This is a genomic window from Sediminibacillus dalangtanensis (genome assembly GCF_017792025.1).
GTDB classification, from domain to species: domain Bacteria; phylum Bacillota; class Bacilli; order Bacillales; family Amphibacillaceae; genus Sediminibacillus; species Sediminibacillus dalangtanensis.
The window spans coordinates 2,501,483-2,522,713 of sequence record NZ_CP046956.1 but is presented as its reverse complement, the minus strand read 5'-3'; the positions used below and the strand labels follow the sequence as shown (position 1 = coordinate 2,522,713).

The following is a 21,231-nucleotide window of genomic DNA, read 5'->3' as shown; positions in this document are numbered from 1 at the left end:
AGTCAGGACTCCTCTTGCCAAAGGGCAGTGTTGAGTCCTGGTTGTCTTTAACTGGAGAAATCAAGTGAAAGATGCAATTTTAAGGTTGGAGCGATAACGAGTTGATTAATGCTCGCTGTATAGTCGATATCCTCGACTCGGTAGACGGTATTTTCGAGCGTGGAAATCAGTAATTGATCATTTTCGGACAAACTGACAATATCCCGGCCGACCACGCTGTCAATCTCTTTTTTTATCGCATCCTGCAACTGGTGGACAATAAGCCTGTCGAGTTTTAACTGTTCAGCATTATCGATTTCGACCTCAATCGACTGAACGACCACTTTTTCCTTTGTTTTTTCATCCATTTCTTTTTCGTTTTCCAACAGCGCTTCATTCTGTTTTTCCAGTTCTGCTAGTTGAGACCGTAGATTCATATTATCTTCCAGCCATTTTTCATAGTATTGACCATACATATATAAATAAATGACAAAAGCAATAACAGCACCAAAAAATCCTCCTGCAAAAAATCGCTGCCAGCTTTCTTTTTTATAATAAGGAGGAATGTGCATTTACTCAATATCCTCCTGCGTAAACCACTCGATAACCAGAATGGAAGTTTGTACGCCACCCATGGCTGTCACAATTAACAATACTTGCTTAACGATGTCCATGGTGGACCCTTGAAAAATCCCTTTTTCAAAATTTGAAATGGCATCGAAGGTCCCGCCGATAGCTGCCACGATTGCCCATATTCTCAGCTTTCTTGCGACAGTTGTTACCGATGTCAAAGGCGGATCGCCTGTGGCCAAATAACCGATACTGCCTATGATCGATCCCCCCATGATCACCCCTAAAGCGATGAAATAGCAGTGGATCAGGGAGAACACAAACCTTTCCTCCATGCTCCTTTCCTCCCCTCTCAACCTTCTAATGTCCGTTTTGACAGTCAATGTGCGGATTCTCTTTTCAGTTTATGAGGAGAAAAGACAAGTTATGATAAGCGGTTATCATTTAATCTGACAACCCTATCGGCTATAATAGGGTTGTAATGTAAAGGAAGGTATTATATATGGATTTCTCACATTTACAAGTGCGAAGCGGATACAGTTTAATGAAAAGCACCATACATATAAGTCAATTGGTGGAAAAAGCGGGAGAGTTGGGATATGAGTCCCTTGCATTGACGGACGATGCCGTATTCCATGGAGCTGTGCCATTTTACCAGGCTTGTGTTGCCAAGGGGATCAAGCCCATTTTGGGAATGGTGGTAGAACTGGAAGCAGAGCGACTGCCCTTCATCCTGTTAGCTCAGAGTAATCAGGGCTATCAACAGTTGTTGAAGTTGAGCACGGCTCTTCAGTTGGAAGAAGCGGAGGCGACAACCATCGATCAACTGGCCGGTTTCGTTAAGGATGTGACGGGCATCATTCCCGTGACGAAAAACCACTTGGAAAGCTTTTCTTTCGAACATTTATCTGGTTTCTTCCAAAGGTGTCAGGGATTGTTCCGACAGGAAGACTTTTACTTAGGAATCGATAGCAGTGTTGCGGAATCTACCGACTTACAATCATGGAAAAGGTTCAGCCAAACAACCGGTATTCCGGCGGTAGCTGTTAATGATGTAAGGTATTTACGGGCAGGCGATCGCAATGCGTATGACGTGCTTCTCTCAATGAAAAAGGGTGAAAAGTGGGAGCCTGAGACAAAACAGGAGGATACGGCCGATTTCTTGAAATCCAAACAAGAACTGCAGGACACGTTTCAATTTTGGCCGGAAGCACTGGATAAAACAGGAGAAATAGCAGCTAAATGCAATGTCGAGCTTCAACTTGACCGGAGGATGCTTCCATCTTTCCCGGTACCGGGAGAAGGCTCGGCAGATGAATATTTAAATAAATTGTGCTATGATTTTCTTTTTGATAAATACGCTCATGTGTCAGAGCAAGTTAAAAAACGTCTGGATTACGAGCTTGAAGTGATTCATTCGATGCAATTCAGTGATTACTTCCTGATTGTTTGGGATTTCATCCGTTTTGCCAAACAAAACGGAATCATGGTTGGACCTGGCCGAGGCTCTGCCGCAGGCTCACTCGTTGCTTACGTATTGGGGATTACGGAAGTGGATCCAGTGAAATACGACCTGTTGTTCGAACGTTTTTTGAATCCGGAACGTGTATCCATGCCCGATATCGATGTCGATTTTTCCGATATCCGGAGAGAAGAGGTTATTCAATACGTTAAAGACAAGTATGGGTCCGATCATGTTGCTCAAATTATCACCTATGGAACATTTGCAGCCCGTTCTCTGATCAGAGAATTGATTAAAACATTGCAAATAGATGAACAGGACGCAGCGTTTATTTTGAAGGAGATACCGCATCATACCTCCCAGTCGATTAGCGACATTGTCAGGGCCAGCGAGCCCATAATGAATTATGCCAGGCAGTCGCCGAAGCTGCAGACACTATTCAAAGTCGCATCACGGCTGGAAGGCCTGCCGCGGCATGTTTCCACTCATGCTGCAGGGATTGTGATCAGCGAAGAGCCGTTGGTCCATCACGTTCCATTAATAGCTGGTCATAATGGGGTGGCATTGACACAGTTTGCTATGAAGGAGTTAGAAACAATTGGTCTGCTGAAGATGGACTTTTTAGGTTTGCGGAACTTGTCGTTGCTGGAAAGGATTACCGACTCCATCGAACGGAAAGAAAAACTGGAAATTGACCTTGAGGATATACCTCTGGATGATGAGGCAGCGTTTCAATTGCTGCGCCGCGGACAAACCAACGGGGTATTCCAACTGGAGTCGAAAGGAATGCAAAGCGTCCTGATGGACCTGCAACCGACATCCTTTGAAGATGTGGTGGCGGTAAACGCGTTATACAGACCGGGCCCGATGCAATATATTTCGGTGTATGTGGACCGTAAACATAACCGTGAAAACGTAGAGTATCCCCATCCTGATTTGAAACCGATACTGGAAAAAACATACGGAGTACTAGTTTATCAAGAGCAAATCATGCAGATTGCCAGTAAAATGGCCGGTTTTTCGTTGGGTCAGGCCGATATTTTGCGGAGAGCTGTGAGCAAGAAACAACATGGTGTCATGCAGGAACAAGAGCAAGCTTTTCTCAAAGGTTGTCTTGCTAACGGATATGACGAAAAAGCTGCGCGTCAGATTTTTGACTGGATCGTCCGCTTTTCCAATTACGGATTCAACCGGAGCCATGCGGTAGCATACAGTATGATTTCCTATCAACTTGCTTATCTGAAGGCTCATTTCCCTGCTCATTTTATGGCAGAGATCATGGGTGCGGCGGCAGGACAACAGGAAAAAATCCAACTATATATAAATGAAGCCAAGCAGCTAGGCATGAAAGTGTTGCCGCCTTCGATTAACAGAAGCTTCGGTAGATTCAATGTAGAAAACAGCCATATCCGTATGGGGATGTTGTCGATTAAGGGAGTCGGCGGTCAGGCAGTCAAAGAAATTGTACAAGAAAGAAAAAATAATGGCCCTTACAAAAATCTTTTTGATTTTTGCATGCGCGTCTCCTTGAAAACAGTCAACCGTCCGGTAATAGAGTCCCTTATATTGGCCGGAGCATTCGACGAAAGCAATGCTAATCGGGCAAGCTTGCTCGGAACAATTGATCAGGCGATGGAGCAGGCAGAATTGTTTGGTGAATTCGGTGACCAGCCTTCTCTTTTTCAGAACAGTCTGGAGCTAGATGTCACTTACAAGGAAACGGAAGACTTCACTGATATGCAAAAACTAACCTTTGAAAAAGAAGTGCTGGGGATTTATATATCGAGTCATCCTTTGGCAAAGTACAGGGAACAACTGAGAAGTGCAGGGTATATTCTTCTTGAAGATTCGAGGCATTTTGTCGGGAGAAGTAACCTGAAAGCAGGAGCAATCGTCCAGGAACTGAAGAAGATCAGGACCAAGCGGGGGGATCCGATGGCCTTTATGACAATGGGAGATGAAAATGGGCAGATGGAAGCCGTCATTTTTCCGGAACTGTATCGTCAGGTCAATCGCTGGTTGAAGGAAGAGTCTATAATCCTCATAAAAGGAAAGGTTGAACAGCGGAATGAACGATGGCAGTGGCTCTTGTCCGAAATCATTCCGTTCGATGAAGAGCAACTGGAAGTAAGCGGCCAAAGGAGATTGTTTCTTAAAATTGAAGAGCATAATGAAGAACAAGCCTTACTGCAAATACAAAAAGTAGCGGATGCTTTTCCGGGAAGCAGTCCAGTCATCATTTATCATGCTGGCCGAAAAAAAACGTATCAGTTGTCAAGCAACTACCATATGCAAATTAACAAACAGAGCCTGGCCAACCTTTATCGATTGCTTGGCAAAGAAAATGTAGCGGTTCGGAAATAAAGCGAAGGCAATTAGCCAGTGGATGAGAGTATGACAAAGACAATCTTTACACGGATATAGCTTTTGTTATAATAGAGTAGTTAAGTGGTCAGACCAATTTGAAACAGATGAAAAACGGCCGGAATGATAAAAGGAGCGGATCGGAAATGTCTAATTTAAGGGATGAGGCATTACATATCCATCGGGAAAATCAAGGGAAATTGACGACGCAGACAAAGATTCCCGTCAGAAATGCCAAAGATCTCAGTTTAGCCTATTCGCCGGGAGTGGCGGAACCTTGTAAAGAGATTTATGATCGGAAAGAAGCAGTATATGAATATACGATGAAAGGCAATATGGTAGCAGTTGTCAGCGATGGTTCAGCTGTCCTCGGACTTGGAAATATTGGTCCAGAAGCGGCACTGCCTGTTATGGAAGGGAAATCGGTCCTCTTTAAAAGCTTTGCCGGTGTAGACTCTTTTCCGATTTGTCTAAACACCCATGACGTTGAAGAAATTATTCAGACAGTTAAGTTGATGGAGCCAACCTTTGGCGGCGTGAACCTGGAAGATATTGCCGCGCCGAATTGTTTTATTATCGAAGAAAGATTGAAAAAAGAAACGAACATCCCGATTTTTCATGATGATCAGCATGGTACAGCAATCGTGACAGTTGCCGGTCTCTTAAATGCCTTGAAATTGGTAGATAAAAAGTTTTCTGATATAAAAGTTGTCGCCAATGGAGCTGGAGCAGCTGGCATCGCAATTATCAAGCTCTTGCATAGCCTTGGCGTCCGAGATATTATTATGTGTGATTCCAAAGGAGCCATTTTTGAAGGAAGAAACTACGGGATGAATGGAGTCAAAGATGAGGTAGCAAAAATCACCAATAAGGAACGCGAGGAAGGAAAATTGGAAGAAGTCATGGAGGATACCGACGTGTTCATTGGTGTTTCCGTCGGTGGATTGCTTTCCAAAGAGATGGTGGAAAGCATGAATGAAGATCCGATCATCTTTGCAATGGCTAATCCAGATCCCGAAATCATGCCGGAAGATGCCAAAGCGGCAGGAGCAAAAGTAATCGGTACTGGGCGGTCAGACTTTCCGAATCAGGTAAACAATGTGCTTGCCTTTCCGGGAATATTTAGAGGAGCCCTCGACGTACGGGCGACTCGTATCAATGAAAAAATGAAAATTGCAGCTGCGGAAGCCATTGCTGATTTGATTACAGAAGATGAGTTAAACGCTGATTATGTCATCCCGGCTCCTTTTGACTCACGGGTAGCTCCTGCAGTTGCAGCAAGTGTAGCAAAGGCTGCTATGGAGTCCGGTGTGGCTAGAATTCAAGTGGATCCGGAGCAGGTTGCTGAAAAAACCCGCAGACTTACAATGATCGATGATAAGTAAATAAAGCATGCTGAATTCCACTACGATGAGTGAAGCTCTATGGGAAAGGAAAGCCTTGGCGTCAAACACCAAGGCTCTCCTTGTTGACCTTATAGAGAGATTTTCCGGTTCCGCTTTGAACGCAGCGTTTGTTTTTTGTGGAAGGGGGGGTCTTATCGTTTCCAAACCGGAGAAAATGAAGGTTTATGAAGAAGTGCTCAATGAAATCCGGGATTACATTGAGGAAAACGATTTGTCGCCGGGGGACAAGCTGCCTTCTGAACGCGAGTTGACAGAGCATTTAGGTGCTGGCAGATCGTCTGTCAGAGAGGCACTCCGCGCTATAGAATTGCTTGGGTTAATTGAAACGAGAAGAGGAGAGGGAACCTTTTTGAAAATGTACCAGCCGTATCACACAGTAGAGCTGTTGTCGTCGTTCATTTTAAGGGATTCGAATACAAAACAGGATATCGTTTTTTCTAAGCGGGTTATTGAAAAAGAAGCAGCCAAGCTGGCATACAGCCACTTATCTGACAAGGAAAGAAATGAATTGCAGCAAGTCCTGGAAAATGACCAGTTAACTGCAGAGGAGTTTCATTATCAGTTTTTCTTGATTATTTTTAACAGTGGTGAAAATTTTCTCCTGCAAAAAATATGGCACTTATTGAATGATTTTTCTTACGCAGTGGAGAATGTTTCCTATAACAAGCAATTTTATCATCTGCTTGTACATATATATATGGATGGTAAATATGAAGATATTGAAACACTTTTTAGCAGTTTGCAGCGTGAAGCAATATCCGGAGCCGAGTGAGACTGTCTGTGAAGAAATTATTTGAAGCATTATGTGGAAAACAGGTAGGCTTCAAGCGAGAGTTAAAAGGAGGGATCATCCTTGCTTAAAGACTTTTTTAGCAAGAAAAGAAAGTATGCATCAATACCAAGAGAGGAAGCGAAGCAAGATATTCCTCAAGGCTTAATGCAAAAATGCAACAACTGTCAAAAAATATTTTATCGAAAAGAAATGATAAAAAACTTGAACGTGTGTCCTAATTGCGGTTATCATCATCAAATGCCAGCTTATGACCGAATTGACTCTTTATTCGATGAAGGAACATTTGAGGAGTGGGATAAGGAGTTGACTTCAGCTAATCCGCTCGGTTTTCCCGGTTATGAAGATAAGCTGGAGAAAGACCGTCAGAAAACGGATTTAAATGAGGCAATCGTGACAGGGGCAGGAAGTATTGACGGAAAAAAAGCTTCTGTAGCCGTAATGGATTCAAGATTCCGTATGGGAAGCATGGGCTCGGTAGTGGGAGAAAAAATTGCGAGAGCAATCGAGAAAGCAGAAGAACAATCACTCCCGTTTATCATTTTTACTGCTTCAGGTGGAGCAAGAATGCAGGAAGGTGTGCTTAGCCTCATGCAAATGAGCAAAACTTCTGTAGCAATCCAACGCTTTAGTGCGAATGGTGGTTTAATGGTTTCGGTCATGACTAATCCTACCACCGGAGGTGTTTCTGCAAGTTTCGCTTCTTTGGGAGATTATAACTTTGCTGAACCGGGTGCATTGATCGGTTTTGCGGGGAGACGGATAATCGAGCAGACGATCCGTGAAAACCTTCCGGACGATTTTCAGACAGCTGAATTTCAATTGGAACATGGCCAGTTGGATAAGGTAATTGATAGACATGACATCAAGCGGACATTGTCAACATTGCTTGATATCCATCAGTCAGGGGGGGAACGGTCATGAAACAGGTCTTAGAATTTGAAAAACCTGTGGTGGAGCTTCGCGAAAAGATTGCCGAATTGAAGACCTTTACGAAGGGAAGTGAGGTTGATTTAACAAATGAAATCACTACCCTGGAAAAACGCTTGGAAAATTTGGAGAACGATATATATGAAAACCTCAAACCATGGGACAGAGTACAGATAGCCCGTCATTCGGAGAGACCGACAACGCTTGATTATATTGAGTTGCTCTTCACCGACTTTTTGGAGTTTCATGGTGACAGGCTGTTTGGGGATGATGAAGCGATCGTTGCCGGCATAGCCAAATTTAACGGAATGCCTGTCACGGTAATTGGTCACCAGCGCGGTAAGGAAACAAAAGAGAACATCCGCCGGAATTTCGGCATGCCCCACCCGGAAGGATATCGAAAAGCACTTCGACACATGAAACAGGCGGAAAAGTTTCGCCGTCCGGTCATTTGTTTTATCGACACCAAAGGTGCATATCCGGGAAAGGCAGCCGAAGAGCGAGGACAAAGTGAAGCGATTGCCAGAAACTTAATGGAGATGGCAGGCTTAGAAGTGCCGATCATCTGTGTCGTGATTGGAGAAGGAGGAAGCGGTGGTGCACTTGCATTGGGGGTTGGCGATAAGATTCACATGCTTGAAAATTCCACTTATTCCGTCATTTCTCCGGAAGGGGCGGCAGCATTGCTATGGAAGGATTCCGGCCAGGCGCAACGAGCTGCTGAGACAATGAAAATTACCTCGTATGACCTGAAAGAATTGGATATTATTGATGAGATCATCCAGGAAGTACGCGGCGGTGCTCATCGGGATGTCAAACAACAAGCCGAGTATATAGGTAAAGTTCTGGAAGATTCTCTGAGTGAACTAGGAAACCTGTCTAAGGAAGAATTGTTGGAGAAACGGTGGGAAAAATATAAACACATTGGAGATTATGCAGAGATGGAACCCCAATAGCTTCTTTTTACTTGCTGTCCCGGCGTCAGTCTGGACAGCTGTTTCTATGTCGTCCTTCATCCGTTGATGGAAGTTTGATGCGCATAAAACTCTTTTCATGTATAATTTTATTTGCTAATATCAGTGATTAGGATTATCTTGGAATGAGGAGCGGAATGAATAGGAATAAATTTACTAGAGGTGATAATCAATGAAAAAAATTGGAGTGCTGACAAGCGGCGGCGACTCTCCAGGAATGAACGCTGCTATTCGGGCGGTTGTCCGAAAGGGGATTTTCCATGATATGGAAGTGTATGGTATCTATAATGGATACCAGGGATTAATAGATGGCAATATCAAAAAAATGGAAATCGGTTCAGTCGGAGATATCATCCAGCGAGGCGGGACTATCCTTTATACTGCCCGGAGTGATGAATTTCGTTCCGAGGAGGGAAGAGAGAAAGCAATTGCTCAACTGAACAAGTTTGGAATCGAGGGATTGATCGTCATTGGAGGAGATGGCTCCTTCCGCGGAGCTGAAAAGCTTACACAAAAAGGGTATCCTTGTATAGGTGTGCCTGGAACCATTGATAATGATATCCCGGGAACGGACTTTACGATTGGTTTTGATACAGCATTGAACACCGTCATTGAAGCGATTGATAAAATCAGGGATACAGCAACATCGCATGAACGTACATATGTGGTAGAAGTAATGGGCCGTCATGCGGGCGATTTAGCATTGTGGGCAGGACTGGCCGACGGAGCGGAAAGTATCTTGATTCCGGAGCACGCGGATGACTTTGACGATGTTATTGAACGCTTGAAAAGGGGAAAAGACAGAGGGAAGAAGCATAGTATCATCGTGCTAGCCGAAGGAGTGGGATCTGGATTGGACTTTGGACAGCGCATCAAGGATGCCACCAATCTTGAAACCCGTGTGACAGTACTTGGCCATACACAGCGCGGTGGTTCCCCAACTGCGTCGGATCGTGTTCTTGCCAGCCGACTTGGAGCTAAAGCGGTTGATTTATTGCTCGAAGGGAAGGCTGGTAGAGTAGTCGGCATCCAAAACAACAAACTGGTGGATCATGACATTTTGGAAATACTGGATGAAGAGCATAAAGTCGATTTCAAAATGTATGAACTATCCAAGCAGCTTTCCATCTAAGATTGAAAAGACAGAAGAGGAATTTGAAAGGAGGAAATCAAATGAGAAAGACAAAAATAGTAAGTACAATCGGGCCTGCTTCCGAGTCGGTTGAAATGCTGACGAAGTTGATGGAGGCAGGGATGAATGTTGCCCGTTTGAACTTTTCTCATGGAGATTTCGAAGAACATGGACAACGTATCAAAAACATCAGAGAGGCCGCTGAGAAAACAGGAAAAACGGTCGCTATCCTTTTGGACACTAAAGGACCTGAAATCAGAACAGGTACATTGAAAGACGGCGAAGCCCAGCTGACGAAGGGTGATACTGTTTATGTTTCAATGGAGGATATTGAAGGAACTGCGGAGCGTATTTCTGTTACGTACCCTGATTTAATCAATGACGTTCACGTTGGTTCCAAATTACTTTTGGACGACGGATTGATTGAACTGGAAGTAGAGGAAATCCTTAAGGAAAAAAAAGAGCTCAAGACAAAAGCACTTAACTCCGGTTTGCTAAAAAATAAAAAAGGCGTCAACGTACCAAACGTCAGTGTGAACCTTCCGGGTATGACCGAAAAGGATGCCAACGATATTAAGTTTGGTATTGAGCAGGATGTAGACTTTATTGCTGCGTCTTTTGTAAGACGTGCAACGGACGTACTGGAGATCCGTGACTTGCTGGAACAACATGATGCTGGTCATATCCACATCATCCCTAAAATAGAAAACCAGGAAGGCGTCGACAATCTAGATCATATTCTCCAGGTTAGTGATGGTTTAATGGTTGCCCGAGGAGATCTAGGGGTTGAAATTCCTCCTGAAGAGGTACCATTGGTGCAAAAGGAAATGATTCGCAAATGTAATACCGCAGGGAAACCGGTTATCACGGCAACTCAGATGCTGGATTCCATGCAGCGTAATCCGCGTCCTACCCGTGCAGAGGCCTCTGACGTAGCAAACGCAATCTTTGATGGCTCCGATGCGATCATGCTATCTGGAGAAACTGCAGCTGGTGATTACCCTGCGGAAGCTGTCCAGACAATGAGCAATATCGCTATGAAGGCAGAGACGGCAATTGACCATAAGGCAATTCTTGATTTGCGTTCTAAAAACAGCGATATGACCATTACGGATGCGATTAGTCAGTCGGTTAACCATTCGGCAATGAATTTGGAAGTGGATGCCATTTTGACCCCTACTGTCAGCGGGCATACTGCCAGGATGATTTCGAAGTACCGTCCGAAAGCCCCAATTATTGCCGTGACTTTCGATGAACGGATTGAGCGCAGACTTGCACTTGTTTGGGGCGTTCAAACAATCGTCGGACAACTGGCCCACTCTACCGATGATGTCCTGGATGTAGCGATCGACCGGGGAATCAGTTCTGGTATGCTGCAGCGTGGCAATCGTGTCATCATCACTGCAGGTGTTCCAGTCGGTGAAAGCGGCACGACCAACCTGATGAAAGTCCACGTTATCGGAGACGTTCTTGCGAAAGGGCAGGGCGTCGGCAAAGGCAGCACTTACGGAAGAGCAGTAGTTGTCAAAAATGCAGCGGAAGCGTTGGAAAAGGTAAAAGAAGAAGACATTCTGGTAACGTATGGAACCGATAAAGACATGATGCCTGCTATCGAAAAAGCAAGCGGATTGATCACGCAGGAAGGCGGACTCACTTCTCATGCTGCAGTAGTTGGTCTTAGCCTGGGAATCCCTGTCATTGTCGGTGTGGACAAGGCTATCGAGTTAGTGGAAGATGGAAAAGATATAACCATTGATGCGAGCAAGGGCGACATATACAAGGGACATGCAAGTGTTCTATAAAGAAGACAAAGAAGAGGTTCCGTTCGGCCTCTTCTTTTCTTTTAAAAAGGATGAGAGAGAAGCGGTAATTGAAGGAGGAAGGAGATAATAGATGTTTCGCTGGATATTGCTTTTTGTATTAATTGTTCCTGCTTTGGAAATTGGTGTACTGGTATGGTCTGGTAATAAAATTGGTCCCTGGTGGGTGGTATTACTGATTATCCTTACCGGTGTTTTAGGTGCATGGCTCGCGAAGCGACAGGGACTCGAGACGTTGGCCAGAGCAAGACAATCCATGGCATACGGGCAGGCCCCACGGGAAGAAATCATGGACGGCATATGCATCCTGCTTGGAGCTGCCGTGCTGCTCACTCCCGGTTTTATTACTGATGCGATTGGCTTCCTTCTATTATTTCCTACTACCAGGAAACCTATTAAGCGCTGGATGTTGAATATGCTGCGCCGAATGATGGACCGAGGAACAATTACCATTTTTCGCAGGTAATAATGATAGGAAAAGTGGCTTAACTAAAGAAAAGTGACCAAGTAAAAACCGGAACGTTGATTCGAACCGACCCATTCGAATTTCGTCCGGTTTTTTATTTCTATATAAGCAGTGAAAGTAACCTGGTAAATAATAAAGCCTTATTACTTTTTATGAACAAAGGAATTTTCCTTTTCCCTCTCAGCAACTTAAAGTGTTAATGATCACAACTGCTAGTCACTTGGGATTAACCCAGGCTTTAAAGCCACCCATCCTCTATTTAGAAGTGTATTCAATGAGCTCCTATTTAACAAGGGCAAGGTAACCCTATGATGAGGAATGCGAGAAAGACCCACCTTGTAATGCGATATCTTTATTTGCTTTGATTGATAGCTAACTACGTCCAAACTACGAAAATTGCTGCGAGACACTGTACCCATCAATCAAAGATTAGAACCCACTGTAACAAAGCGAAGAAGGCAAGATGCGGAGACCCCTTCCTTCACTGTTTCTTCCTTTGCATACTTTAGCTAGCTATTATACTTTCCTATCCTGTTAGTTACCCCTTTACAAATCCCCATAGCTGGTTTAACAAGCCGCTTTTTATAAAAGTTGTCAGCAAAACGAGGACAACCGGGCCTGCAATGAGTCCCCATAACCCGAAAAGTTGAAATCCAACGAACAAGCATACAAGCATGGCCAAGGGGTTAACGCCAATGTTGGCAGACAAGATTTTGGGCTCGCTGATTTGGCGTTGTATAACCACCACTCCATACAACACGGCTAATCCGATAGTCAAACTGTAATTCCCGGTGAAGAAAACATACACAATCCAAGGCAGAAAGATGATTCCTGTCCCAACATAAGGGAGTAAATCGATCAGCGCTGTAATGAAAGCAACTGTCAAAGCATAGTCAATTTTTAAAAGCAAGAGACCTGTCCATACTAGAAGAAAAGTGATGAAAATTAAAAGCAACTGTGCCTTTAAATAACCTAAAAACGCCTGTTTCAAGCCAAGGTACAAGGTCGAGGTACTAGTAGTGAAGGAGGAAGGTAAAAAGCGAAAGAATGCGGCCTTGAGTTTGTACCAGTCTTTGCAAATAAAAAAGGTGCCCAATAACGAGAACAACCAAATAGAAAAATAACTTGGCAATCTGATCAGCGACTGAGATATAGCTTGCAACAAGTGCTGGATAACAAGAGCTCCTGCGGCAGCAATATCCTCCCCAAGTTCTTTTAACTGTCCTGTTACCAAATCCTGCTGTGATGGTTCAAGCATATCGACTAGACCATTCATTTTTTCATAGACCGGCCCCAAATAATAGGAAGAAAATTCCTCCGTGAAACGAATGAGTTCTTTAAATTGTCCCGGAATTTTAGCTGCCAAAAAGCTTGTACCGTTTATCAGTTCTACAATTAAAATGGCCACTAAACTCGAAACCAAAACAAGAAAACCCGCCAACACCAGTACTACCGAAACGGCACGAGGAAGCTTTGTCAGACGTTCCAGAACAGAAATAACTGGATTTAGCATGATTGCAATCAAAACTGCTATGACGAAGGGATATGTATACTTGGCAACATAATAAAGGACAATTGCACCGATAAAAGTACAGACAATAACCAGAATAAAGCGGAGCCATCTGTATAGTAATGTAGTGGACAAGTTTTCACCTCCTGGCATTTGTTTTCAGGTAAAACCTGGTCCGCTTTGGACTAAGAGCGGATCGAGCCATGAAACTTTTGCGACATCGCTTGATATGATAGGATTAACAATGGTTTGGAAACGCAGAGTGGAGGTAACATCATGTTTAATCAATCAACCGTTTTTTTACTCATTCTTTTTTTGTTGGGATATATAGGAAAAAATCAATCGATCATGATAGCTGTTTATGTTTTATTGGGTTTGCAGCTTTTCCGAATGGATGATAAGGTTTTTCCTTATCTTGCAGACAAAGGAATCAGCCTAGGCGTTACGGTCATTACAATCGCCGTGTTAGTTCCGATTGCGACTGGTGAAATTGGCTTCCAAGATTTGCTGGCCAGTGTTAAATCCTATTATGCGTGGATCGCATTGGCAGCAGGAATGTTCGTTGCATTGATTGCAAAAAATGGATTGGATTTATTGGCAAATGACCCGCATTTGACTACAGCACTTGTGATGGGGACCATTTTAGCTGTTGTATTTTTTCATGGAGTGGCAGTAGGTCCGTTGATAGGAGCAGGGATTGCCTACATGGTGATGAAACTGGTGGATTTTTTTCTGAAATTGGGATGAATTGGTCAGACGCCGATTTCAATTTCTCTGCTTGTACATTTTATTGAAGGAATGCAGCATTTATTCCAAAAGCCATACAGTATCTAACCCTGATGGTATTTAGAAGATACTTTCGGTTCCCGGGTCCTGAGTTGGTGTATATACTGATTCAGGGACCCACGTTTTTCGTTTACCGGTACAAAGCGGATTGCAAAAAAGCTTTTCTGCGATAATGGGCCAAAATCGAATAACTTTCTGATTTGAATTATTTGAAAAATGGCCCAATTGCAGTTAGTCTATAATTATCGGGTTGTATAGATAAAAATACATAGCGAGAAGTTGTTCCAGTCGTCAAACGGCAATCTCCAGCAAAGATAACAGTTTTCGACAGCACCCTGGTCATTTGGTAAGCAACTAAACCTGTAATAGTTTGAGGAAATAAGGCATGGAAGCTGAATAGCCCCGCGCCTGAACGGACACTTTCTTCTTTTTTAGAAAAGAAAACGTTTCACTTTGTTATCTTTATTGTTTATAATTGAACATGGGTATGAATAGAAAGCATTTCTATCAATCAATGTATGGAAAGTTTTGTCGCTTTCTGACCTTATACAGCAATGCTGGATTGCTACGCCTGACAGCCCGGCTTACCGGGTTACTTTGCTTGATATCCGATTTGGTTTATGTCTGATTGTCGGTCAGGTGCTGGCATATGGAAAATACAGGTAAAGGAGAGAGATGTAATGTCAACAACGAAAGGGTTGGAAGGAATTGTAGCTACAGAATCATCAATCAGCTCCATTATCGATGACCAGTTGACCTATGCTGGATATAAAATTGATGATTTGGCTGAAAATTCTAGTTTTGAGGAAGTCATTTTCCTGCTTTGGAATAAGAAACTTCCTTCTCAAGACGAATTGGACCGTTTGGCAGAAGATTTATTTTCTAATATGGAGTTGCCTGGAGAAATCATCCAGCATTTAAAATCTTATGATCTTAGCACTGTCCACCCAATGGCGGCTTTGCGGACTGCCATTTCAATGCTCGGTCTTTTCGATCCGGAAGCAGATGAAATGAACGAAGAAGCAAATAAGCGGAAAGCAGTCAGTCTGCAGGCGAAAATTTCGTCTGTTGTGGCAGCGTTTGCGAGGATTCGTCAGGGGAAGGATCCTGTCGCGCCGAAGCAAGGTTTGAGCTATGCAGCTAATTTTCTTTACATGCTTAACGGAAAAGAGCCGAAAGATCTTGAGGTTGAAGCGGTGAATAAGGCGTTGGTGCTCCATGCGGATCACGAACTGAACGCGTCGACATTTACAGCCCGAGTATGTGTGGCGACATTGTCGGATGTTTATTCTGGAATAACTTCCGCAATCAGTGCATTGAAAGGACCGTTACATGGTGGTGCCAACGAACGAGTCATGAAGATGCTTACAGAAATAGGGGAAGTGGACAACGCTATTCCTTACATTAAAAAAATGCTGGATAATAAAGAAAAAGTCATGGGAATGGGACATCGTGTCTATCGTACTGGTGATCCAAGAGCAAAGCACTTGAAAAAGATGTCCCGTGAATTGACCGAGCTGACAGGTCAGTCTAAGTGGTATGACATGTCCGTAAAAATTGAGGAGTATATTAAAGAGAACAAAGGTTTACCGGCAAATGTCGATTTTTATTCAGCATCCGTATACCACAGCCTGGGAATTGAACACGATTTGTTCACCCCCATCTTTGCAGTGAGCAGAGTATCGGGTTGGCTGGCCCACATTCTCGAACAGTATGAAAACAACCGGCTTATCCGCCCGCGCGCTGAATATGTTGGGCCAAAACTTCAATCATACAAACCGGTTGAAGAGCGTTAAAGAAATCATCGTTTCGGTGAATTACCAGGCTGCAACGCCAAGGTCACTTGCTTTTATAGTTGGAAAAGACCGAACATATAGCCTGTAAAAAGTAAAAAAATTTCATGATTTATGATACTATTTATCTGTTTGATTAAATATTAGGAGGTCAACTTATGGCACAAAGTGGTAAAATCACAGTAAACGACGGAGTATTGAATGTTCCGGATCGTCCGGTAATTCCTTTCATTGAAGGGGATGGAACTGGACCAGACATTTGGGCTGCAGCGAAAAGGGTCATCGAAGCAGCAGTAGATAAAGCGTATGATGGAAAAAAATCGATCGAGTGGAAGGAAGTTTTCGCAGGTCAGAAAGCTTATGACCGTTTCGGTGAGTGGCTTCCAAAGGATACACTTGACACTATTCGTGAATATAAAATAGCAATCAAAGGGCCATTGACCACTCCTGTAGGTGGCGGTATCCGTTCGCTTAATGTAGCATTGCGCCAAGAACTGGACTTATTCACTTGTTTACGTCCTGTCCGTTATTTCGACGGAGTGCCTTCACCGGTTAAGCGTCCTGAAGATACGGACATGGTTATTTTCCGGGAAAACACCGAAGACATTTATGCTGGAATTGAATGGCAAAAAGGATCGGATGATGTCAAAAAGGTCATTGAGTTTTTGAGGAATGAAATGGGGGTACATAACATCCGTTTCCCTGAGACTTCCGGTATCGGCATTAAACCGGTTTCTGAAGAAGGGACTAAGCGATTGGTACGCGCGGCTATTGAGTATGCAATCAATGAAGGCCGTAAGAGTGTGACGCTCGTCCACAAAGGAAACATCATGAAGTTTACAGAAGGTGCTTTTAAAGCATGGGGCTATGAAGTTGCTCAAGAAGAATTCGGAGACAAGGTCTTTACTTGGTGGGAATATGACCGTATTGTAGAAGAACAAGGTAAGGACGCGGCAAACAAAGCACAGGAAGAAGCAGAGAAAGCTGGAAAAATAATCGTCAAAGACGCCATTGCTGATATTTTCCTACAGCAGATTCTCACTCGTCCTCGTGAATTCGATGTAGTGGCTACCATGAACCTGAACGGTGACTATGTATCAGATGCGTTGGCAGCACAAGTGGGCGGTATTGGTATTGCGCCGGGTGCCAATATTAACTATGAAACTGGTCACGCTATATTTGAGGCAACGCATGGTACAGCTCCAAAGTATGCTGGACTTGATAAGGTGAACCCGTCATCTGTCATTTTGTCTGGTGTCCTGATGCTCGAACACTTGGAGTGGAGAGAAGCAGCAGAATTGATTACGAAGTCCATGGATAAAACCATAGCCTCCAAAGAGGTAACCTATGACTTTGCCAGAATGATGGACGGTGCTAAAGAAGTCAAAACTTCCGGATTCGGAGACGCATTGATCAAAAATATGGATTAACCTTTCAGAAAAGGGGTTTTGCGGCATGGGCATTAAAAGGAAAAAAGTATCTGTAATAGGCGGTGGCTTCACTGGAGCCACTACTGCCCTGATGCTTGCACAAAAAGAACTATCTGATATCGTTTTGGTAGATATACCGGATATGGAAGATCCTACAAAAGGAAAGGCACTTGATATGTTGGAAGCGAGTCCTGTGCAAGGATTCGATGCGAAGATTACTGGTACAGCTGATTATAAGGATACGGAAGGTTCCGACCTCGTCATCATTACAGCGGGTATTGCCAGAAAACCGGGAATGAGCCGGGATGACCTGGTTAACACAAACGCAAAAATCATGAAAAGTGTTACAAAGGAAATCGTCAAGTATTCGCCGGATACCTCCATCATTGTGTTGACTAATCCAGTAGATGCGATGACGTACACGGTATTCAAAGAATCAGGATTTCCGAAAAATCGGGTTATCGGTCAATCAGGAGTGCTTGATACTGCGCGTTTTCGCACCTTCGTTGCTGAAGAGCTAAACCTGTCTGTTAAAGATATAACTGGTTTTGTTCTAGGGGGCCATGGCGATGACATGGTACCATTAATCCGTTACTCCTATGCTGGCGGGATACCGCTGGAAAAGCTGATTTCCAGAGATCGATTAGAAGAAATCGTTGCTCGGACCCGGACGGGTGGCGGTGAAATCGTAAACCTTTTAGGAAATGGTAGTGCCTATTATGCTCCGGCAGCTTCATTGACAGTAATGGCTGAAGCAATTTTGAAAGACCAGCGTCGTGTCCTGCCTTCGATTGCATATTTGGAAGGAGAATATGGCTACTCGGATATTTTTCTAGGCGTTCCTACCATTATCGGTGGAAATGGTTTGGAAGATATCATTGAGCTCGATTTATTGGACGATGAGAAAGCCGCTCTGGATAAGTCAGCAGAAGCTGTTAAAAAAGTTTTGGAAATTTTGAAGTAATAGAAGAAGCTTTATGGGGAATACTCATCCTCATAAAGCTTTTTTATCTAGCGGCCTTTCCCTGGCTGTTATTTTTCCGTTATAATGGAAAGAAAGCGCATACATAAAAGGGGGATGTTTCTGTGTTTGCTAAAAAAAGACCTTTAGGAAAGAAGATTTCCGAGTTGAATGTCGGTGATTCTTATCAACATCATTATCACTTGTCTGACCAGGATTTACTGTTGTATTTGGGAATCACCAATGACGCCAATCCGCTTTATCTCCAGCATGATTATGCCTCGCAAACTCCCTATAAGCGGCCGATTGTTCCTTCCGTTGCTTTGTTTGGAGTCGTTTCTTCTGTCGTTTCCATGCATCTTCCTGGTCCGGGAAGCCATATTATCGAGCAACAACTTTCTTACCCGTCTCCTGTCTATCACGAAAGCAAGCTTGTTTTTCATTTGCAAATCTCTTCTATTGATCTAGAAAAGCATCAAATCAGAATTAGCGTTACAGGCCAGGATAGCAGAGACAAAGTTGTGTTGCGGGGCACTCTGATCGTCTGTCCTGCGTATGAACCGAAGTCGATGATTGCTTCCTCGTTGGAAAATTTCTATTGAGAAACAATTTGAAATAGCAATTGTAAAGTTTGTAAAGGAAATTTTACAGATGAGTTTATCGATAATAAGGTTTCTTGTATTCACATAATACCCCCTTCATTGTATGATGAAAAAAGAGAATAAACATACTATATAAAGAGACAATGGGGTGTTGGGATGAACCGAAAGGTATTAATAGTGGACGACGAGGAATCGATTGTGACCTTGTTGAAATACAACATAGAACAAGCAGGGTTTCAAACCGATGTAGCTTATGACGGGCAGACAGCAGTCCAAAAAGCGGTTCAGGAAAATTTCGATATGATTGTTCTTGACATCATGCTTCCTGAGTTGGATGGTACGGAAGTGTGCAAACTGCTAAGGCAAAAACAGATAGACACACCTATTTTGATGTTGACTGCCAAGGATGATGAATTTGATAAAGTGCTGGGTCTTGAGTTAGGTGCTGATGATTATCTTACAAAGCCGTTCAGCCCGAAGGAAGTTGTCGCCCGGATCAAAGCGATACTGCGAAGAACGAACAAGCAGCCTGCTGAAGCGGAGTTATCTTTTCTGAAAATAGCCGACTTAGTGATTTATCCGGAACAATACGAAGCAGTTATGAAGGGAGAACCGCTATTATTTACAAGAAAAGAATTCGAACTTTTACTATATTTGGCCAAGCATAAAGGTAAGGTATTATCGAGGGATCAATTGCTGAGCGCTGTATGGAATTATGATTTTGTTGGAGATACACGCATCGTAGATGTTCATGTCAGCCATTTGCGGGAGAAAATCGAGCCTGATACAAAACACCCTGTCTACATCAAAACCATCAGGGGACTAGGGTACAAAATGGAGGATCATTTAAATGGGATCGGTTAATATACGGCCCTTTCTAAGCTACCTTTTTGTGGTTGTGCTAATTTTTACTGGGATGGCTGTCATTATTCTTCCGCTTCTCGAATTTACGGAAAGAATAATTGGCCTTTGCAGCCTTCTTGGCGGATTAATTGTTTTTTTGGTTTTGATTATGAATGTTTTTGAAAAATACATAAAACCCATTCAGTCAGCAGCCAGGGTAGCAGACGAACTAGTGCAAGGAAACTACAAGGCGAGAACTTATGTCAGCTATTTCGGAGAGGCCGGCAAGCTGAGTAATTCCATTAATGTATTGGCAAGAAGCTTGCAGCAGATCACATTACAGGAAAAAATGCAGGAAAATCAGATGAGCACCGTGATTGACAATATGGAAAGCGGTTTGATGCTGATTGACGAAAAAGGCTATGTCCACATGGTCAATCGGAAATTTTTATCCATATTTGGTTCGACCGAAAAAGATTACTTGGGATTTTTATATTATGATGTTTTGGACAAGGAGAAGATACATAAAGCAGTCCAGGAAGCATTTCTTTACGAAGAAAAGGTGAAGGTCTCCTTTTCGATCACTTCGGGCCTGGAACGAAAAGCGGTAGAAGCAGTCGGCGCCCCGATTTTTAATGATAAACGGGAGCTGAAAGGTGCAGTACTGGTTTTTCATGATATTACGGAGTTAAAGAGACTGGAAGAAATGCGTAAGGATTTTGTCGCAAATGTTTCCCACGAATTAAAAACACCGATTACTTCTATCAAAGGTTTTGCTGAAACATTGTTGGAAGGAGCGATGGAAGATACAGAACTCCGACGGCAATTCTTAGAAATTATTTTAAAAGAGAGTGGGCGTCTCCAGACTTTAATTTACGATTTATTGGAATTGTCCAAATTGGAAAAAGAAGAGTTGCGATTGGAATATACAGAAGTGAATGTTCCGTCGTTAGTCCATGACTTACTGCCTGTGGTCAAGCAGCAGGCAGATAAAAAGCAGATTGAGTTGACTGCCGATCTTCCGGATCAGCTGGCGGCTGTGGTAGACGAAGAACGGCTGAAGCAGGTATTGATCAATCTACTGAATAATGCAGTCAATTACACACAGGAACAGGGAAAAGTGGCTTTGACTATCCTACGGAATGTTGACAAGTTAAAGATAACCGTTGCCGATACTGGAATCGGAGTACCAGAAAAGGCCCAAAGCAGGATCTTTGAACGTTTTTATCGTGTTGACAGGGCGAGAAGCAGAAATACCGGTGGTACGGGGCTTGGTTTGGCGATTGTAAAGCATATTATTGAAGCGCACAAGGGTTCGATCTATTTGGATAGCAAACTAAACGAAGGAACGGTGTTCACGGTTGAATTGCCGTTAAAGCCGGAGCATTTTCAATGAATGCAGCATTTATTTTT

The 21,231-nt window shown here is 43.4% G+C and carries 18 protein-coding genes; 15 read left to right on the top strand and 3 right to left on the bottom strand.

What is annotated here, in order from left to right; genetic code table 11:
- Positions 1-47: 47 nt before the first annotated feature.
- A complete protein-coding gene (ytrI, locus tag ERJ70_RS12710; RefSeq protein WP_209365213.1) occupies positions 48-551 on the bottom strand; it encodes a sporulation membrane protein YtrI in 504 nt (167 codons plus the stop codon).
- Positions 552-884: a sporulation membrane protein YtrH gene (ytrH, locus tag ERJ70_RS12705; protein WP_209365212.1), complete on the bottom strand. Its 333-nt coding sequence runs from the start codon at positions 882-884 to the stop codon at positions 552-554.
- A 167-nt stretch (positions 885-1,051) separates the two neighbouring features.
- On the opposite strand from ytrH, the gene dnaE reads away from it, so the two are divergent.
- The 8 genes from dnaE (at position 1,052) to ERJ70_RS12665 (ending at position 11,893) form a co-directional block, all read left to right on the top strand.
- Positions 1,052-4,375 carry a DNA polymerase III subunit alpha gene (gene dnaE / locus ERJ70_RS12700; RefSeq protein ID WP_209365211.1) on the top strand — a complete coding sequence of 1,108 codons (3,324 nt, stop codon included), beginning with the start codon at positions 1,052-1,054 and terminating at the stop codon, positions 4,373-4,375.
- 146 nt (positions 4,376-4,521) lie between these two features.
- Positions 4,522-5,760 (top strand): NADP-dependent malic enzyme, encoded by a 1,239-nt coding sequence (ystJ, locus tag ERJ70_RS12695; protein WP_209365210.1) that lies wholly within the window; start codon positions 4,522-4,524, stop codon positions 5,758-5,760.
- A gap of 55 nt (positions 5,761-5,815) precedes the next feature.
- Positions 5,816-6,553 (top strand): FadR/GntR family transcriptional regulator, encoded by a 738-nt coding sequence (locus ERJ70_RS12690; protein WP_245207945.1) that lies wholly within the window; start codon positions 5,816-5,818, stop codon positions 6,551-6,553.
- A gap of 81 nt (positions 6,554-6,634) precedes the next feature.
- Entirely contained in the window at positions 6,635-7,495 is an 861-nt protein-coding gene (gene accD, locus ERJ70_RS12685) for an acetyl-CoA carboxylase, carboxyltransferase subunit beta (protein ID WP_209365209.1), read from the top strand.
- Entirely contained in the window at positions 7,492-8,457 is a 966-nt protein-coding gene (accA, locus tag ERJ70_RS12680) for an acetyl-CoA carboxylase carboxyl transferase subunit alpha (protein ID WP_209365208.1), read from the top strand. Before accD ends, accA begins: the two co-directional genes overlap by 4 nt.
- Before the next feature lie 190 nt (positions 8,458-8,647).
- Positions 8,648-9,607, top strand: a complete 960-nt coding sequence (pfkA, locus tag ERJ70_RS12675; RefSeq protein WP_209365207.1) for a 6-phosphofructokinase — start codon at positions 8,648-8,650, stop codon at positions 9,605-9,607.
- 41 nt (positions 9,608-9,648) lie between these two features.
- Positions 9,649-11,409 carry a pyruvate kinase gene (gene pyk / locus ERJ70_RS12670; protein WP_209365206.1) on the top strand — a complete coding sequence of 587 codons (1,761 nt, stop codon included), beginning with the start codon at positions 9,649-9,651 and terminating at the stop codon, positions 11,407-11,409.
- 91 nt (positions 11,410-11,500) lie between these two features.
- Complete coding sequence (locus tag ERJ70_RS12665; RefSeq protein ID WP_209365205.1) at positions 11,501-11,893, top strand: FxsA family protein; 393 nt, start codon at positions 11,501-11,503, stop codon at positions 11,891-11,893.
- Positions 11,894-12,431: 538 nt separating this feature from the next.
- Here ERJ70_RS12665 and ytvI read toward each other — a convergent pair.
- Positions 12,432-13,538, bottom strand: coding sequence for a sporulation integral membrane protein YtvI (ytvI, locus tag ERJ70_RS12660; RefSeq protein WP_209365204.1), 1,107 nt, complete (start codon positions 13,536-13,538; stop codon positions 12,432-12,434).
- A gap of 141 nt (positions 13,539-13,679) precedes the next feature.
- Here ytvI and ERJ70_RS12655 point away from each other — a divergent pair, with 141 nt between their 5' ends.
- From ERJ70_RS12655 to pnpS, 7 genes are all read left to right on the top strand, one after another.
- The gene (locus ERJ70_RS12655) at positions 13,680-14,150 is read left to right on the top strand and encodes a DUF441 domain-containing protein (protein ID WP_209365203.1); all 471 of its coding nucleotides are present in this window, start codon (positions 13,680-13,682) and stop codon (positions 14,148-14,150) included.
- 719 nt (positions 14,151-14,869) lie between these two features.
- The gene (citZ, locus tag ERJ70_RS12650; RefSeq protein WP_209365202.1) at positions 14,870-15,985 is read left to right on the top strand and encodes a citrate synthase; all 1,116 of its coding nucleotides are present in this window, start codon (positions 14,870-14,872) and stop codon (positions 15,983-15,985) included.
- A 155-nt stretch (positions 15,986-16,140) separates the two neighbouring features.
- Entirely contained in the window at positions 16,141-17,412 is a 1,272-nt protein-coding gene (gene icd / locus ERJ70_RS12645; protein ID WP_209365201.1) for an NADP-dependent isocitrate dehydrogenase, read from the top strand.
- 25 nt (positions 17,413-17,437) lie between these two features.
- Positions 17,438-18,376: a malate dehydrogenase gene (gene mdh / locus ERJ70_RS12640; RefSeq protein WP_209365200.1), complete on the top strand. Its 939-nt coding sequence runs from the start codon at positions 17,438-17,440 to the stop codon at positions 18,374-18,376.
- Positions 18,377-18,498: 122 nt separating this feature from the next.
- Positions 18,499-18,975: a MaoC/PaaZ C-terminal domain-containing protein gene (locus ERJ70_RS12635; RefSeq protein WP_209365199.1), complete on the top strand. Its 477-nt coding sequence runs from the start codon at positions 18,499-18,501 to the stop codon at positions 18,973-18,975.
- Between the two features lie 156 nt (positions 18,976-19,131).
- The gene (locus ERJ70_RS12630) at positions 19,132-19,839 is read left to right on the top strand and encodes a response regulator transcription factor (RefSeq protein ID WP_209365198.1); all 708 of its coding nucleotides are present in this window, start codon (positions 19,132-19,134) and stop codon (positions 19,837-19,839) included.
- Positions 19,826-21,214, top strand: coding sequence for a two-component system histidine kinase PnpS (gene pnpS, locus ERJ70_RS12625; protein WP_209365197.1), 1,389 nt, complete (start codon positions 19,826-19,828; stop codon positions 21,212-21,214). Before ERJ70_RS12630 ends, pnpS begins: the two co-directional genes overlap by 14 nt.
- Positions 21,215-21,231: the final 17 nt, after the last annotated feature.